The organism is Rhizobium sp. Leaf384, from assembly GCF_001424065.1.
In the GTDB taxonomy this organism is placed as follows: Bacteria; Pseudomonadota; Alphaproteobacteria; order Rhizobiales; family Rhizobiaceae; genus Ferranicluibacter.
In genome coordinates this window covers 1,085,528-1,100,127 of record NZ_LMQE01000001.1, presented here as the reverse complement: position 1 = coordinate 1,100,127, position 14,600 = coordinate 1,085,528, and the positions used below count along the sequence as shown (strand labels likewise).

Here is a 14,600-nt window from a genome sequence, read left to right as displayed (position 1 = left end):
GCGTGAATCCTTTTTCACGCAACGCGCTTTAGGATTTTACCAGATATTCCTTCAGCAGGAACTCAATGGCGGTCGGATCCAGTTCGGCCTTGTCGAGGCGAAAATCGACGCCGTATTCCTGGAAAGACTGGAAATAGGCATCGTCGAGCGAGCCCGAGATCACGCCGACGGGCCCGATAAAACCCTTCTGGCGAAGGAGCGGAACCGTCTCGCGAAAGTCGCCATGCGGCGGCAAGCGATTGTCCACCAGCACCATGGAGATCGGAGCGCCCGAGGCGATGAAGTCGATCGCGGCTTCGATCGTGTCGGCGTAATGCAGCTGCGTTGCAAAGGATTGGACCTTCGTCATCAGGCGCCGCAGAATGACATGCTCGGCAGGTTCGTCATCGATCAGAAGGATATGCACTGTCGTCATCGGTTCGAATATTCCGGTTTCTCTAAAATGCCTGTAATATTGTCGGACCTGGAGGGTCAGGCGATCGGGTCTTCAAAGAGATTCATTGGATGATTTGTTCCCTGATAGCCTTGGCGACCATTTGCGTTCGATTGACGACATCGAGCTTTTTCAGGATCGTCGCCGTGTGCGAATTGATGGTGTGCTCCGACACCGAGACAATCAGCGCGATTTCGCTCGCCGTCTTCCCGTGCGAGATCCACCGGAGAATCTCCGTCTCGCGCGCCGTCAGGCCCATGCCCGCCCGCGTTGCAAGAACGAACCGGTAGAAGTAGTCGAACGCCGTCACCGAGTTGTAGCAGAGCTCGACATGGCTCGAGCGGTCGATGTCGTCATTGTCCCCGAAATAGAGCACGGCATAGCGGGTGCCGACAAGGCTGTGAACCGGCACGCAGGCCACCAGATCAAAGCCGATCTGCGCCAGGAAATCCGTGCCTGCCTTGGAGGGCGAGACCTCCTCGCATGCGGCCGACCAGACGGACGGAACGGTGGATGCGTGAAGGCTTTTCAGGAGAAGACAATCCGAAAACCGGTATCGCCGGTCATATTCCTCGGTCAGGCCGGGCGGCAGATCGTGAAGGACCAGGCGCGTCGTCAGAACGGCGGGCTCCGCCTCCTGCCCAAGCTGCAACACGCCGAAGTGATCGAACCCCGCTCCGAGCGCCAGCATGTGGAAAACACGAAAGAAATCGACGCGGTTCAGCGCTTTTTCGAGATCCTTCTGGAAATCGTAGCGTCTATAAGTGTCCAGCAACGCGCCCACGTCGATGTTGCCCCTCTCACTCCAGACTACGAGTTTAGCGAGCATTTCCTGCTTGGCAACTCCCCTAAAAAAGGTAATTCGCGACTAAAATAGCGCGCGGCCTTCATCTGCGTGTGCCGTGGCTGACCGATGAACGCGATCAGTGTTAAAAAGCACGTACCGATGCGGGGGTTACTGTTCGCGTGCAATTTCGCGTCGAGCGCCGAGGGAAAGCCTGGCGGTCAAGGCTGGTCCGTTCGGAATGATATCGCTTGAATGTCTTATATATTGGATAAATTTTCCAACTGGACAAAAGAACGGAGCGGGTTATTGCAATGCCGAAGCAAATGTCGTTCCCTTCCGGTCTGACCGGTTGCGGCTGCGATCCGGATCATTTGCAGATAAGAACGCTTCAAGAGAACACAAGAAAACTGGGAAAAACGGTGATGAAAAAGCTCTCTACTCTTCTCGCGGCGACGGCGGTCGTCACGCTGATGGCCGGCAGTGCCTGGTCGAAGACGCTGGTTTATTGCTCCGAAGGCTCGCCCGAAGGTTTCGACTCCGCGCTCTATACGGCCGGCACCACCTTCGACGCCTCCTCGCGCACGGTCTACAACCGCCTCGTCGAGTTTAAGAAAGGCAGCACGGAGATCGAACCGGGCCTTGCCGCGAGCTGGGATATGTCAGCCGACGGTACCGAATATACGTTCAAGCTGCGTCCGGGCGTCAAGTTTCAGACCACGGACTTCTTCACCCCGACCCGCGACCTGAATGCCGACGACGTCATCTTCTCGTTCGAGCGCCAGTACAAGGCCGACAATCCCTGGAACAAGTATGTTGCCGGCGCCAGCTACGAATACTTCAGCGGCATGGGCTTTCCCGAGCTGATCAAGTCGATCGAGAAGGTCGACAACCTCACCGTCAAATTTGTTCTCAACAAGTCCGAAGCGCCGTTCCTTGCCAATCTCGGCATGGATTTCGCCTCCATCTACTCCAAGGAATATGCCGACAAGCTGCAGGCTGACGGCAAGATGGAAATGATGAACCAGCAGCCGCTCGGCACTGGTCCCTACACCTTCGTCGCCTACCAGGCCGACGCTGCCATCCGCTACAAGGCCAACCCGGATTATTGGGGCGGCAAGCAGAAGATCGACGACCTCGTCTTCGCCATCACGACCGACGCTGCCGTGCGCGCGCAGAAGCTGAAGGCCGGCGAATGCCACATCATGCCGTATCCGAACGCGGCCGATGTTGCCGAGCTGCAGAAGGATGAGAACCTGACGGTCCTCAAGGAAGAAGGCCTCAACGTCTCCTACCTTGCCTACAACACGCTCGTTGCGCCGTTCGACAAGCCGGAAGTGCGCAAGGCGCTGAACATGGCCGTCAACAAGCAGGCGATCGTCGATGCCGTCTTCCAGGGCGCGGCGACCGTTGCCAAGAACCCGATCCCGCCGACGATGTGGTCCTATAACGACGCTGTCGAGGACGACAAGTACGATCCGGAAGCCGCCAAGAAGATGCTCGAGGCCGCTGGCGTCTCCAATCTCAAGATGAAGATCTGGGCCATGCCCGTCTCGCGTCCCTACATGCTGAACGCCCGCCGTGCGGCCGAGCTCATGCAGGCCGACCTTGCCAAGATCGGCGTCGAGGTCGAGATCGTCTCCTACGAATGGGCCGAATATCTCAAGCTGTCTTCCGACAAGGCCCGCGATGGTGCCGTCATCCTCGGCTGGACCGGCGACAACGGCGACCCGGACAACTTCCTCGACACGCTGCTCGGCTGCACCGCGGTCGGTGGCAACAACCGCGCGCAGTGGTGCAACAAGGAGTTCGACGAGCTCGTCAAGAAGGCCAAGCTGACGCCGGATCAGGCAGAGCGCACCAAGCTCTACCAGCAGGCCCAGCTCGTCTTCAAGAAAGAGGCGCCTTGGAACACGATCGACCATTCCCTCGTCTTCATGCCGATGAGCAAGAAGGTGTCGGGCTACGTCCAGGATCCGCTTGGCATCCATCGCTTCGACGGCGTTGATATCGCCGAGTAATATCGCCACGTCTGCCGCTCTTGCGGTGTCTCCGGCGGTCCGAATGTTTCGGGCCGCCGGTTTTGCAATCTTACGGAACGCTCATGCTGCGCTTCATTTTCGGGCGGCTCGCCGTCCTCATCCCGACCTTCGTCGGGGTATCCATCATCGCTTTTTCCTTCATCCGCCTGCTGCCCGGCGATCCCGTCATGCTGCTGTCCGGCGAGCGCGTCATGGCGCCCGAGCGGCATGCGCAGATCATGGCCGAGCTCGGTCTCGACCGGCCGATGTACGTGCAGTATTTCGACTATCTGGTCGGTCTGTTGCAGGGGGATTTCGGGCGCTCGATCATCTCCAAGCGGCCTGTCATCGACGACTTCATGACGCTGTTCCCCGCGACCATGGAGCTCGCGATCTGCGCCATCATTCTGGCGGTCTGTCTCGGGATCCCGGCCGGCGTGGTGGCGGCGGTGAAACGCGGCACCTGGCTCGACCAGACCATCATGGGAACGGCCCTCGTCGGCTATTCCATGCCGATCTTCTGGTGGGGCCTGCTGCTCATCATCTTCTTTTCGGGAACGCTCGGCTGGACGCCCGTCTCGGGCCGCATCTCGTTCCTCTATTTCTTCCCGCCCGTGACCGGCTTCATGCTGATCGACAGTCTCTTGTCCGGCCAGAAGGGCGCTTTCGCCTCGGCCGTCAGCCATATGATCCTGCCGACCATCGTGCTGGCGACCATTCCGCTCGCGGTCATCGCGCGTCAGACGCGGTCCGCCATGCTCGAGGTGCTGAGCGAAGACTATGTGCGCACGGCCCGGTCCAAAGGCATGTCGCCCTTCCGCATCATCGGCGTTCACGCGCTGCGCAACGCCATGATCCCCGTCATCACGACAATCGGTCTCCAGATCGGCGTGCTCCTGGGCGGCGCGATCCTGACCGAGAGCATCTTCTCCTGGCCGGGGATCGGCAAGTGGATGGTCGACAGCGTGTTCAAGCGCGACTACGCCGTCGTGCAGGGCGGCCTCATGATGATCACGCTGGTGATCATGTTCGTCAATCTGATCGTCGACCTGCTCTATGGTTGGGCGAACCCCCGTATTCGGCGATAGGAGAGGCGACCCATGTCATCTGTCGAAACCAAATCGGTCTCGCCGGCGGCGGCCGCCGCCGCGCCGTCCGCGCCACCCTCGGGCTTTTCCGAGTTCTGGTTCTATTTTTCCAGCAATCGCGGTGCGGTGCTCGGGCTCGTCATCTTCGTCGCCATCCTGCTGATGGCGATCTTTGCGCCGCTGCTCACCTCGCATGACCCGATCATCCAGAATCGCGACGTGCTGCTGCTGCCGCCGGCCTTTGCCGATGGCGGTCGCGCCGAATATCTTCTCGGAACCGATCCGGTCGGCCGCGATATCCTGACCCGCCTCATGTACGGGGCGCGCTTTTCGCTGTTCGTCGGCCTCATCGTCGTGACGCTGTCCGTCGTTGCGGGCGTGCTCATCGGCCTTCTCGCCGGCTTCTTCCGCGGCAAGGTCGACACGATCATCATGCGGTTGATGGACATTATCCTGGCGTTTCCGTCGCTGCTGCTGGCCCTCGTCCTCGTCGCCGTGCTGGGGCCCGGCCTCGTCAACGCGATGATCGCGATCGCGCTTGTCAACCTGCCGCATTTCGTCCGTCTGACACGCGCCTCCGTCATGACGGAGCGCAACAAGGATTACGTCATCGGCAGCCAGGTCGCGGGTGCCGGCACGCTGCGCATCATGTTCGTCACCATCCTGCCGAACTGTCTGGCGCCGCTGATCGTGCAGGCGACGCTCGCCTTCTCCGCGGCGATCCTCGATGCCGCCGCCCTCGGCTTCCTTGGCATGGGCGCCCAGCCACCGACACCGGAATGGGGCACGATGCTTGCCGAAGCGCGCGAATTCATCCAGCGCGCCTGGTGGGTCGTGACCTTTCCCGGCCTTGCCATTCTCATCACCGTTCTCGCCATCAACCTGATGGGCGACGGCCTGCGCGATGCGCTTGACCCCAAACTGAAGAGGTCCTGATGCCGCTTCTCGATATCCAGAACCTCACCGTCGAGTTCGCGACCTCCACCGGCACCTTCCGCGCGGTGGATGGCGTCTCGCTCACCTGTGATACCGGCGAAATCCTGTCGATCGTCGGGGAAAGCGGCTCGGGCAAGTCGGTGTCCATGCTCGCCGTCATGGGGCTTCTGCCCTGGACGGCGAAGATCACCGCCGACCGCATGGCCTTCAATGGCGAGGACCTCCTGAAGCTCTCGCCCCGCAACCGACGCAAGATCATCGGCAAGGACATGGCGATGATCTTCCAGGAGCCGATGTCGAGCCTCAACCCGTGCTTCACGGTCGGCTTCCAGCTGGGCGAAAGCCTGCGCATCCACATGGGCCTCGACCGCGCCGCGCGGCGGGCCCGCTCGATCGAGCTCCTGAAGCTGGTCGGGATTCCCTCGCCGGAAGATCGCCTGTCCAACTTCCCGCACCAGATGTCGGGTGGCATGAGCCAGCGCGTCATGATCGCCATGGCGCTGTCCTGCAATCCGAAGCTCCTGATCGCCGACGAGCCGACGACGGCGCTCGACGTGACCATCCAGGCCCAGATCCTCGACCTGCTGGTGCGCCTGCAGAAGGAAAACGGCATGGCGCTGGTGCTGATCACCCATGACATGGGTGTTGTGGCCGAAACCGCCGAGCGCGTGCAGGTGCAGTATGCGGGCCAGAAAGTCGAGGAACAGCCGGTGAAAGCGCTGTTCCGCGACCCGCATCATCCCTACACCGCGGCACTTCTCGCATCGCTGCCGGAGCGCGCGCGGATCGGCGAACGTCTTCCGTCGATCCTCGGCGTCGTGCCGGGGCAGCACGATCGGCCCGAGGGCTGTCTGTTCTCGCCGCGCTGTGCCTTCGCCACCGATCTCTGTTCGCGCTCCGTCGTGCGCCAGGGGCCAGATCTCGGCCGCGCGCTGTGCAACTATCCGCTGATCGACGGCATCCCCCAGAACCACCCGACGATGACCGTCGAGCTTGCAGGAGAGGGCGCGCGATGAGCGAGACCGGACTCAGCGAAACCACGACCCGCGATCGCCAGAGCGGCGGCACGGTAGCCGCATCCCGGCCGGTGCTCGAAGGCCACGACCTCCAGCGCTTCTATTCCGTCTCGCGCGGCCTGTTCAAGCCGGCGGCCACCGTCCGCGCGCTGAACGGCGTGTCCTTCGAACTCCATTCCGGCCGGACGCTGGCGGTGGTCGGTGAGAGCGGCTGTGGCAAGTCTACGCTTGCGCGTCTCGTCACGATGATCGAGGATCCAAGCGGCGGCGAATTGCTGATCGACGGCAAGCCGGCGCGCGTCGGCGACGCCTCGCTGCGCAGCCTTGTCCAAATCGTCTTCCAGAACCCCTATGGCTCGCTCAATCCGCGCCAGAAGGTCGGGTCTCTCCTGGAGGAGCCGCTCAAGATCAACACCACCGACGATGCCGCCACGCGGCGCGGCAAGGTGGAGGAAATGATGCGGAAGGTGGGCTTGCGGCCGGAGCACTACGACCGCTACCCGCACATGTTCTCCGGCGGCCAGCGTCAGCGCATCGCGATCGCCCGCGCGCTCATGCTCCGCCCGAAGGTGCTGGTGCTGGACGAGCCGGTGTCGGCGCTCGACCTGTCGATCCAGGCGCAGGTGCTCAATCTGCTGATGGACCTGCAGAAGGAGATGGGCCTGGCCTATCTGTTCATTTCGCATGGTTTGTCGGTCGTGCGGCACATCGCCGACGACATCATGGTCATGTATCTCGGCCGACCGGTGGAGACCGGCACCGCGGAAAGCGTGTTCACCAATCCGCAGCATCCCTATACCGCCGCGCTTCTGTCGGCGACGCCGGTCGCCAATCCGGACGGCGCGCGTCAGCGCATCCAGCTGCAGGGCGAGCTGCCGTCGCCGCTGAAGCCGCCGAGCGGCTGTCCCTTCAATCCGCGCTGCTGGCGTGCGACGGATCTCTGCCGCGAGGCGATGCCGGCGCTTGACGGTCCGGCGGATCATCGCTTTGCCTGCTACCACCCTCTCGACGACGCACTGCCGTCGGCTCCGGCCGCCTAGGATTCGGGCAGGCCGTAAGTCCGAAGGCGCATATTTCCGAGGGTTCGATCGGTGTCAGACAGCCATATGACGGCTAAGGACCGGCATATCCGCAGGGTCCGGCCCTGGAGATTGCTGATGCGCCGCCTGCTCTGTCTCGTCGTTCCCATCCTGCACGTTGCATTGCCGGCCGGCATGGCCCTGGCCGGCGATCGCACGGCGGAGTGCACGCAGGAGCCGCGGGCGCACTGGATGAGCCCGGAGGCCATTTCGCGAAAGGCCATGGCCGCGGGATATCCCGAGATCCGTCATGTCGCGATAGCCGGTTCCTGCTACGAGATCGAGGCGCTGACGTCTCGTCGCCTGCAGGCCGATGTCGTCATGGACCCGATGACCGGCGACGTCGTCGCGGCGTCGATGGGCAGCACGCCCGAGTAGCGTCCAAAGACGCCCGAAAGATCGGGACGAGGCGCTGTCGCGACGCACGAAAGCTGCTAGTTTCGGTGTGTCCGATCCGCAATCCAACATAAGAGACGAGATGCATGCGGTTGCTGCTGGTTGAAGACAGTCCCCGGCTCGCCGAGCTCCTGGGCGAAACCGTCCGGGAGGCCGGATGGCGTCTCGACGTCGTGACGACGGTCGCCGACGCCACGGTGACCCTGACCTGGCGGGAGCATGACCTCGTGCTGCTCGACCTCGGCCTTCCCGACGGCAATGGTCTCGAGCTGCTGCGCCTGATCCGCAGGACCTACAAGGATCTCCCGGTCCTCGTCATCACCGCACGCGGGTCGATCGAGGAGCGGATCGAGGGACTGGATGCCGGGGCGGACGACTATCTCGTCAAGCCGTTCCATCACCGCGAGTTCCTGGCACGCTGCCGGGCCATGCTGCGGCGCAGCCCGACCTCGCTGCAGCCGGTGCTCGAATGCGGGCACCTGCGCTACGATCCGGCCACGGCGGAACTCTCCTGCGGCGGGATCATCGTGGCACTGCCGCCGCGTGAGCGTGCGCTGGCCGAACTTCTGATGCGCGATGCCGGCCGGGTGGTGCAGAAGCGCAAGCTCGAACTCGCTCTGTCGGAATTCGGCGAGGAGATGACGGCCAATGCGCTGGAGCTCGCCGTCTCGCGCCTGCGCAAGAAACTGCTGCCGCTCGAGACCGGTGCGGATCTCGTCACCGTGCGGGGCGTCGGCTACATGCTGCAGGCCGCGCCATGAAGACCGTCCGGGATCGCTCGCTGATCGGCATCGTCTCGCTGCGCATCGTCACCTTCACGGTGCTCGCCATGATGCTGGAGTTCGGCATCGTGCTGGCCGAATACTGGTCCAACGATGCGGATCTCGGCGGGTTCCTGATCGGACAGGAGGCCGAGACGCTGGCCGAAGGCATCGTCGTGGCAAAGGACCGGATCTCCTTCCACATGCCGCCGTCGCTTGCCGAGCGCTACACGATGCGCGACGACGAGCGCGACGGCGATATTTTCGTGCGGGTCCGCACCTCCACGGGTGAAGTGTTGTTTTCCAACTGCGAGGCGCTTTGCCAGCGCCACTTCCTGCCCATCGAAATCAACCCGCCCACCTTCTGGCAGCGCGAGATCGCGCCCGGAAAGCCGCTCAGCGTGGCGGGTGGGCGCTCGTTCCGGTTCGGCACGCAGGAGGTCTTCGTCGAACTCGCGGTCCTGCGCGACCCCCACGGGTTCGTGACCGGCGTGCTCCTGCACGAATTGCGCGACCATCTGATCATTCCCATGCCGCTGATGTTCGGCCTTGTCGCCGGCGCGACCATTCTGTCGGTCCGGCGCGCGCTCAAGCCGGTGGTGGCGGCCGGCAGGGCCGCAGACCGGATCGATCCCCGTGCCGCCTTCAGCCCGCTCTCGACCGAGGGCATGCCGCGCGAGATCGCCAATTTCGCCAATGCGGTCAATCGGTTGCTGGTCCGCGTGGCGGATCTCATCCAGGCCCAGAAAATCTTCTCGACGTCGATCGCCCATGAGATCCGCACGCCGGTCGCCGTCGTCCGGATGGAGCTGGAGCGGATCGACGATCCGCGCGCGCGCAAGGCCGAGAAGGACCTCGAGGCGCTGACCCACATGCTGGAGCAGCTGACCTCGCTCGCCAAGCTCGACGTGGTGGACGCAGCCTCGTTCAAGCCAGTCTCGCTCGCCGGTCTCGCCAGCGATGTCGTTGCCCAGCTCGCGCCCTTCGTGTTCAACAGCGGCCGGACGCTCGAATTCGTCGAGGACGGCGGTGGCGAGATCCGTGCCGTGCCATCGCTGGTGGAAAACACGATCAGCAACCTTGTCGAAAATGCCGTGAAGCACACGCCCAAGGGGACGCGGATCTCTGTCCGCACGGCCGAAACCGGTCTTCTCGAGGTGGCTGACGACGGCCCGGGCTTCGGGCGGACCCCCAGCCATGTCCTTGAAGGTGGCCGGATCAAGAGTTCGGATGCGCTGGGCGTGGGCCTGAGGATCGTCGAGCGCATCGCCGAACTGCATGATGCCGCGCTGATGGTGGAGTCGCAGCCCGGGGAGGGGACGCGCGTGCGGCTGGAGTTCCCGCCGCTGCCGGAAGCGGCCTGAGGCTTGCGGCTAAAGCTGCCAGGTTTCGACCTTCGCGACGCCGTGAAGTTCCGCACGGCGGTTTTCCTCGGCAGCGTTCTCCTGTAAGCCCGCCGGGTCTGCGCTTCGGCGCCATCTATTCGAGCAAGAGGAACGTCACGATGGATATCAAACGCTTCGAAACCGGCCCGCGCATGAGCCAGGCCGTCGTACACAACGGCACCGTCTATCTCGCCGGCCAGGTCGGCAATGCCGGCGACGACGTTGCCACGCAGACGAGCCAGGCTCTGGCCTCGGTCGATCGCCTGCTGGAGCTTGCCGGCACCGACAAGTCCCGCATCCTCAGCGCCACGGTCTGGCTCGCCGACATGGCCGATTTTCCGAAGATGAACGCCGTCTGGGACAAGTGGGCGCCGCAGGGCAACACGCCGGCGCGCGCCACGGGCGAGGCCAAGCTGGCGACGCCGGACTATCTGGTGGAAGTCATCGTCATCGCGGCGCTCTGAGCAAGCCGCAACCGGTTCGTCAACGACCGGTAAGCCGAGGACCGGGCAGCGAGCGCTCGCCCGGTCTTTGCTCCGAAAACGTGGGCATCTCCGCCGCCGCCTCGGCCGACGTCAGTTGCCGATCCGCGCCACGCCGGTCTCGCCGTCGTCACGCACCCACTTCACCTTGTCGTCGCCAACAAGCGTCAGGTCAAAACACATCTTTGCGCCCTTGTACCAGGTGCTGAACTGCTGGCAGAGCTTGTTGTCGGCGATCCACCACTTGCCCGTATCGCTCGGCTGGATGAGCTTGCCGATGCCGAGCGCCTTGCCATCCCCGTCGACCACCCCCGATGTCCGGTAGTTCAGCGGAAACTCTCCGCCCATCGGTGCTGCAAGAAAGATCGTCCGACCGACGATCTTCTCGCGGATTTCCGGCTCGGTCATGCTGGCCGCAAAAGCAGCAGGGGTAACGGAGGCGAAGAAGAGGCTGCCGAAGGCCAGCAGGAGACTGGTGGAGGCAAGTCTGGACATGGTCGCGTGCTCTCTGTTGCGTTTGCGGAAACGTACGGAGTGAGAAACGCCCCGGATCACCCGCCGACCGACATGCAGCACCCGCAACCGGCAAGCTTTGCGAAAGCTTCGGAACAATTCGTCAAATGCTGCCGTTGTTAGGCCAGAATTCACATTTCCGAACATCGAAGGACGTCACCATGCTTTACTGGCTGCCGAGGCTCGGCCTGATCCTGCTCGTCTGCGCCGCGCTCGCCGTCGGCGTTGTTTCCGCGACATCCGACGATGTGGCCAACACGCTGCTCGTCGTTCTCCTGGGGCTCGGCCTCTTCTCGCTCACGCTGCGCATCTTCCCGCCGGAAAAGTACTGATCCGGAAACGCTTCGGTGCCCTGCCTGTCGGAACCTGCCATTTTTGGTAGAAAGATCCTGGCGCGGGGCAGATAGCGGGAACTTTCGACGCGTATGAACATTGTATGGCGTCCCGATCGTCATGTCATACAGCCGCAGGCTTGCGGACCGGACGGGCAAACGGGACATCCTGCAGGATATCGCGGCAGCTTCTGGCCCGCGCTCATTGCGAGTGGAGGTCGGACGTGAACGCTGTCATACCGGAGCGAGCCTTGTTCAAGGCGAAGAAGAAAGCGCAGATCGAAAATCCGCCGCTCTCGGAAGCGACGGCTTTGGTCGATCCGAAAACCGGCCTTGATCTCGTCGTTGCCTGGAGCATCGTCGGCACCTTCGTCATCCTGATGTCGGGCGTGATCTATGCGCTTGAATCCATTCTGATGCCGGTCACCCTGGCGATCGTGGTCGGCATGGTCCTCGGCGTCGCAGCGGATCGTCTCTCGCGCTTCGGCCTGCCGCCGGTGCTGGGCGGTCTGGTCTTCGGCGTCATCTTCGTCGTTCTGGTGTTCTTCCTCGTCAATGCGCTGATCGAGCCGGTGTCGATGCTGACCGCGAAAGCGCCAGCGCTGATCGAGGACTCGATCCAGCGCTTCCTGCCGTTCTTCGAACGCTTCGAATGGGTCAGGAGAGCGATCAACGGAGCCGATGAGAAGGCCGTTTCCGATATGGTCATGGCGAATGCCGGGGCCATGCTCGGCATCGTTGCGACGGGGCTGACCCCCGCCTTCGTGCAGACCCTGATCTTCCTTGCAGCGCTCGGCCTGTTCCTCCTCGGACGCACACATCTGCGCAAGACCATCATTCTCGCCTTCGCCACGCATGAGCGCCGGCTGACGGCCATCCGCGTCATGAATGCCACGGAGAATGCGGTCGGCTTCTATTTCTCGACGGCCAGTCTGATCTACATCTCGCTCGGCACGGTCACGGCCGTGATCGCTTTCGCCGGGGGTCTGTCAGGCGCCATTCTCTGGGGCCTTTTCGCCTTCGTCTCCAGCTTCATTCCCTATCTCGGGGTGACCGCGATGACCATCGCGCTGACCTGCGCCGGCTTGATGACGCATGACAGCATGATCATGGCCGTGTTGCCAGCCATCTGTTTCTTCCTGCTGCATCTGGTCATGGAAAACCTGGTGACCCCGGCCATCCTCGGTCATCGCCTGGAGATCAATCCGTTCCTGATCTTCATTGCCATCATCTTCTGGACATGGATGTGGGGTGCGGTAGGCGCGATGCTCGCCATGCCGTTGGCGCTGATCGGGCTCACCATTTTCAACGAGGTCCGCACCCGGCCGCCGGAACGCCAGCTGCCGGGTTAGCCGATCGACCGGCCGGCCAATATCTCATGCCTCGCCGGCGTGCGCATTCTCGTTGAAGAACAGTGCCTGGCTGATCAGCGCCTTGACCATGTCGGGATTGAACGGCTTCGTCACGAGGAAGGCCGGCTCCGGCTTTTCGCCGGTCAGCAAGCGCTCGGGAAACGCCGTGATGAAGATCACCGGCACCGTGGCCGTCTTCAGGATCTCGTTGACCGCATCGATCCCGGAGCTGCCATCCGCAAGCTGGATGTCGGCCAGCACCATCTTGGGCGATGTCCGCTTGAAGAGATCGACCGCCTCGCTGTGCGTGCGCGCAATGCCTGCGACGCCGTGGCCAAGGCTGCGCACCATGTCTTCGATATCCATCGCGATCAGGGGTTCATCCTCGATGATCAGGATATCGGTCACGACCTGACGGGCAATGTCCTGCGAGGCCTGCTGGATCAGCCCGGCAACGGCCTCCGGCGTGACATCCAGGATTTCGGCGGTCTCTTCCTGCGAGAAACCTTCGACGGACACGAGGAGGAAGGCCTTGCGCGCGTCCGGCGAAATTCGCGCGAGATTGGCGGCAGCCTTCTTTTCCCAGGCATAGGGCGAATTGACCGCAGTCTCATCGATCGTGATGGTGATCGAGTCGAACTGGGAACAATAGAGCTTGAAGACGCTGACCCGATCGCTGGAGGCCTTCGGGAAGAGATCGATATTGGCGATCAGGGCTTCGAGAACCGCTGCGACATAGGCATCGCCTGACGTCTGCGACCCTGTGATGGCACGGGAGAAGCGGCGCACATAGGGAAGGTGAGCGGCGATCCGCATGGAAAGTGACATGAATGACGTCCTTCGATATATTGGCGCCGAAAACGGACGGACTGCGCCCGTTCGACGAGTCGGAACAGGGGACGTTTGACCATGTTTCCTGCCGCGTGGAAAGTTTGATTGGTAAGAATTGCAAAGCACGAGGTCGTTGTGATTTCCTTGGGGATGCTGACGCTGGCGACCGGCACGGGTCGCTTTGTAATAATGGACGAGGCGGTCTGAAGACATGACGGATATGACAGACCCCAAGCACCGCCTGGCACCGAAGCGGACCAAGCCCGTCGACCAGAACAGCCAGATCGTTTCCAAACTGCGCGCCTTCTACAGTTCGGTCGAGGAGGAGCCTTTGCCGGACGTCTTTCTCGATCTCCTCGAACAGCTGGACAGCATCGAAAAGGCCCGCAAAGCCTGATCAGGTGGCCGATGCCGGCGCTGAAATCCACAAGACGTCGAGACACAAAAAAACGGGCCGAGGCCCGTTTTTCCGTTTCTGATGTGACCAGATAGGCCGATCAGCAAGCTGCCGTGTAGCGGCGGCCGTAACGGTCGCGGTAGATGCAGCGGCCCGGCTCGTTCGCACGGCCGATCAGGGCGCCAGCAACACCGCCGACGGCTGCGCCGACAGCTGCGCCGCGAACGTTGCCGGTTGCAACGCCGCCGATGATGGCGCCCGAGGCTGCGCCGATGCCGGCACCGCGTTCGGTCTGCGTGCAGGCTGCGAGCGGCATGATCAGGGCGACGGCGAGAAGAGCTTTTTTCATGGTGATATCCTCCGGTTCAAGATGTTGGTGATGGCCCTCAGGGAAAGCCTTGGTTTTCAGATGCGTCCCATGAGGACCAAGACAAGAAGGATAACGACCACGAGGCCCAATCCGCCCGACGGCCCATAACCCCAGCTCCGGCTGTGGCCCCACGTCGGCAGAGCGCCGATCAGCAGGAGAATAAGGACGATCACGAGAATTGTGCCCAGCATGGCGGTTCCTTTTCGGGTTCATTCGGAATGCGGAGCTGAAACGCAGCTTTGCACATATTGTTCCCAAAGGCGATCACGGGATTTTTACAGGATCGTGCGCCAGCATTGAAGACGACGTTCGAACACGCGTCATCTTCATCACCGGCAGGCACAAGAGTCCCTCATGACAACAGCACATCCCGATCCGGCACAGGAACCTTTTCAGCGCCGACCGCGTTGAAGGGGCTGTGTGA

Annotated in this window: 18 protein-coding genes; 12 read left to right on the top strand and 6 right to left on the bottom strand. The window is 62.5% G+C overall.

The features are described 5' to 3' along the window. Positions 1–28 precede the first annotated feature (28 nt). Together ASG25_RS05055 and ASG25_RS05050 are read right to left on the bottom strand one after the other, a co-directional pair. On the bottom strand, positions 29–415 hold the full coding sequence (locus tag ASG25_RS05055; protein WP_062470077.1) for a response regulator: 387 nt from the start codon (positions 413–415) through the stop codon (positions 29–31). An 82-nt stretch (positions 416–497) separates the two neighbouring features. Beyond that, positions 498–1,262 carry a helix-turn-helix transcriptional regulator gene (locus tag ASG25_RS05050; RefSeq protein ID WP_082475524.1) on the bottom strand — a complete coding sequence of 255 codons (765 nt, stop codon included), beginning with the start codon at positions 1,260–1,262 and terminating at the stop codon, positions 498–500. Between the two features lie 380 nt (positions 1,263–1,642). On the opposite strand from ASG25_RS05050, the gene ASG25_RS05045 reads away from it, so the two are divergent. From ASG25_RS05045 to ASG25_RS05005, 9 genes are all read left to right on the top strand, one after another. Further along, entirely contained in the window at positions 1,643–3,238 is a 1,596-nt protein-coding gene (locus ASG25_RS05045; RefSeq protein ID WP_062470071.1) for an ABC transporter substrate-binding protein, read from the top strand. An 83-nt stretch (positions 3,239–3,321) separates the two neighbouring features. Beyond that, positions 3,322–4,326: an ABC transporter permease subunit gene (locus tag ASG25_RS05040; protein WP_062470068.1), complete on the top strand. Its 1,005-nt coding sequence runs from the start codon at positions 3,322–3,324 to the stop codon at positions 4,324–4,326. A gap of 12 nt (positions 4,327–4,338) precedes the next feature. Beyond that, on the top strand, positions 4,339–5,262 hold the full coding sequence (locus ASG25_RS05035; RefSeq protein WP_062470063.1) for an ABC transporter permease subunit: 924 nt from the start codon (positions 4,339–4,341) through the stop codon (positions 5,260–5,262). Beyond that, positions 5,262–6,278 carry an ABC transporter ATP-binding protein gene (locus ASG25_RS05030; protein ID WP_062470060.1) on the top strand — a complete coding sequence of 339 codons (1,017 nt, stop codon included), beginning with the start codon at positions 5,262–5,264 and terminating at the stop codon, positions 6,276–6,278. The genes ASG25_RS05035 and ASG25_RS05030 overlap by 1 nt, the downstream gene beginning before the upstream one ends. Then, complete coding sequence (locus ASG25_RS05025; RefSeq protein ID WP_082479917.1) at positions 6,275–7,318, top strand: peptide ABC transporter ATP-binding protein; 1,044 nt, start codon at positions 6,275–6,277, stop codon at positions 7,316–7,318. The genes ASG25_RS05030 and ASG25_RS05025 overlap by 4 nt, the downstream gene beginning before the upstream one ends. Before the next feature lie 117 nt (positions 7,319–7,435). Beyond that, a complete protein-coding gene (locus tag ASG25_RS05020) occupies positions 7,436–7,735 on the top strand; it encodes a PepSY domain-containing protein (RefSeq protein WP_062470057.1) in 300 nt (99 codons plus the stop codon). 104 nt (positions 7,736–7,839) lie between these two features. After that, complete coding sequence (locus tag ASG25_RS05015; RefSeq protein ID WP_062470054.1) at positions 7,840–8,514, top strand: response regulator transcription factor; 675 nt, start codon at positions 7,840–7,842, stop codon at positions 8,512–8,514. Continuing rightward, complete coding sequence (locus ASG25_RS05010) at positions 8,511–9,878, top strand: HAMP domain-containing sensor histidine kinase (RefSeq protein WP_062470051.1); 1,368 nt, start codon at positions 8,511–8,513, stop codon at positions 9,876–9,878. The genes ASG25_RS05015 and ASG25_RS05010 overlap by 4 nt, the downstream gene beginning before the upstream one ends. 140 nt (positions 9,879–10,018) lie before the next feature. After that, positions 10,019–10,363: a RidA family protein gene (locus ASG25_RS05005; RefSeq protein WP_062470048.1), complete on the top strand. Its 345-nt coding sequence runs from the start codon at positions 10,019–10,021 to the stop codon at positions 10,361–10,363. A gap of 111 nt (positions 10,364–10,474) precedes the next feature. On the opposite strand, the gene ASG25_RS05000 is transcribed toward ASG25_RS05005, so the two are convergent. Then, positions 10,475–10,876 carry a hypothetical protein gene (locus ASG25_RS05000; RefSeq protein WP_062470045.1) on the bottom strand — a complete coding sequence of 134 codons (402 nt, stop codon included), beginning with the start codon at positions 10,874–10,876 and terminating at the stop codon, positions 10,475–10,477. 179 nt (positions 10,877–11,055) lie between these two features. Between ASG25_RS05000 and ASG25_RS23100 the strand changes: the two genes are divergently transcribed. Continuing rightward, positions 11,056–11,226, top strand: a complete 171-nt coding sequence (locus tag ASG25_RS23100) for a hypothetical protein (protein ID WP_092932282.1) — start codon at positions 11,056–11,058, stop codon at positions 11,224–11,226. A 224-nt stretch (positions 11,227–11,450) separates the two neighbouring features. Continuing rightward, the gene (locus ASG25_RS04995; RefSeq protein ID WP_244475151.1) at positions 11,451–12,578 is read left to right on the top strand and encodes an AI-2E family transporter; all 1,128 of its coding nucleotides are present in this window, start codon (positions 11,451–11,453) and stop codon (positions 12,576–12,578) included. 24 nt (positions 12,579–12,602) lie between these two features. Here ASG25_RS04995 and ASG25_RS04990 read toward each other — a convergent pair whose 3' ends face one another. Beyond that, positions 12,603–13,406 (bottom strand): response regulator, encoded by an 804-nt coding sequence (locus tag ASG25_RS04990; protein ID WP_062470042.1) that lies wholly within the window; start codon positions 13,404–13,406, stop codon positions 12,603–12,605. 214 nt (positions 13,407–13,620) lie between these two features. On the opposite strand from ASG25_RS04990, the gene ASG25_RS04985 reads away from it, so the two are divergent. After that, complete coding sequence (locus ASG25_RS04985; RefSeq protein ID WP_062470039.1) at positions 13,621–13,806, top strand: NepR family anti-sigma factor; 186 nt, start codon at positions 13,621–13,623, stop codon at positions 13,804–13,806. Between the two features lie 100 nt (positions 13,807–13,906). On the opposite strand, the gene ASG25_RS04980 is transcribed toward ASG25_RS04985, so the two are convergent. Together ASG25_RS04980 and ASG25_RS22130 are read right to left on the bottom strand one after the other, a co-directional pair. Then, positions 13,907–14,155: a glycine zipper domain-containing protein gene (locus ASG25_RS04980; RefSeq protein ID WP_062470036.1), complete on the bottom strand. Its 249-nt coding sequence runs from the start codon at positions 14,153–14,155 to the stop codon at positions 13,907–13,909. 56 nt (positions 14,156–14,211) lie between these two features. After that, positions 14,212–14,367 (bottom strand): DUF3309 family protein, encoded by a 156-nt coding sequence (locus tag ASG25_RS22130; RefSeq protein WP_082475520.1) that lies wholly within the window; start codon positions 14,365–14,367, stop codon positions 14,212–14,214. Positions 14,368–14,600: the final 233 nt, after the last annotated feature.

What these genes read in the sequence shown, in the direction of transcription:
- ASG25_RS05010 (WP_062470051.1), top strand. Translation starts at nt 8,511, where the DNA reads ATGAAGACCGTCCGGGATCGCTCGCTGATCGGCATCGTCTCGCTGCGC.
- ASG25_RS04985 (WP_062470039.1), top strand. Translation starts at nt 13,621, where the DNA reads ATGACGGATATGACAGACCCCAAGCACCGCCTGGCACCGAAGCGGACC.
- ASG25_RS05025 (WP_082479917.1), top strand. Translation starts at nt 6,275, where the DNA reads ATGAGCGAGACCGGACTCAGCGAAACCACGACCCGCGATCGCCAGAGC.
- ASG25_RS05055 (WP_062470077.1), bottom strand. Translation starts at nt 415, where the DNA reads ATGACGACAGTGCATATCCTTCTGATCGATGACGAACCTGCCGAGCAT.
- ASG25_RS22130 (WP_082475520.1), bottom strand. Translation starts at nt 14,367, where the DNA reads ATGCTGGGCACAATTCTCGTGATCGTCCTTATTCTCCTGCTGATCGGC.
- ASG25_RS05030 (WP_062470060.1), top strand. Translation starts at nt 5,262, where the DNA reads ATGCCGCTTCTCGATATCCAGAACCTCACCGTCGAGTTCGCGACCTCC.
- ASG25_RS05035 (WP_062470063.1), top strand. Translation starts at nt 4,339, where the DNA reads ATGTCATCTGTCGAAACCAAATCGGTCTCGCCGGCGGCGGCCGCCGCC.
- ASG25_RS05020 (WP_062470057.1), top strand. Translation starts at nt 7,436, where the DNA reads ATGCGCCGCCTGCTCTGTCTCGTCGTTCCCATCCTGCACGTTGCATTG.
- ASG25_RS05050 (WP_082475524.1), bottom strand. Translation starts at nt 1,262, where the DNA reads ATGCTCGCTAAACTCGTAGTCTGGAGTGAGAGGGGCAACATCGACGTG.
- ASG25_RS23100 (WP_092932282.1), top strand. Translation starts at nt 11,056, where the DNA reads ATGCTTTACTGGCTGCCGAGGCTCGGCCTGATCCTGCTCGTCTGCGCC.
- ASG25_RS05000 (WP_062470045.1), bottom strand. Translation starts at nt 10,876, where the DNA reads ATGTCCAGACTTGCCTCCACCAGTCTCCTGCTGGCCTTCGGCAGCCTC.
- ASG25_RS05005 (WP_062470048.1), top strand. Translation starts at nt 10,019, where the DNA reads ATGGATATCAAACGCTTCGAAACCGGCCCGCGCATGAGCCAGGCCGTC.
- ASG25_RS04990 (WP_062470042.1), bottom strand. Translation starts at nt 13,406, where the DNA reads ATGTCACTTTCCATGCGGATCGCCGCTCACCTTCCCTATGTGCGCCGC.
- ASG25_RS05040 (WP_062470068.1), top strand. Translation starts at nt 3,322, where the DNA reads ATGCTGCGCTTCATTTTCGGGCGGCTCGCCGTCCTCATCCCGACCTTC.
- ASG25_RS05045 (WP_062470071.1), top strand. Translation starts at nt 1,643, where the DNA reads ATGAAAAAGCTCTCTACTCTTCTCGCGGCGACGGCGGTCGTCACGCTG.
- ASG25_RS05015 (WP_062470054.1), top strand. Translation starts at nt 7,840, where the DNA reads ATGCGGTTGCTGCTGGTTGAAGACAGTCCCCGGCTCGCCGAGCTCCTG.
- ASG25_RS04980 (WP_062470036.1), bottom strand. Translation starts at nt 14,155, where the DNA reads ATGAAAAAAGCTCTTCTCGCCGTCGCCCTGATCATGCCGCTCGCAGCC.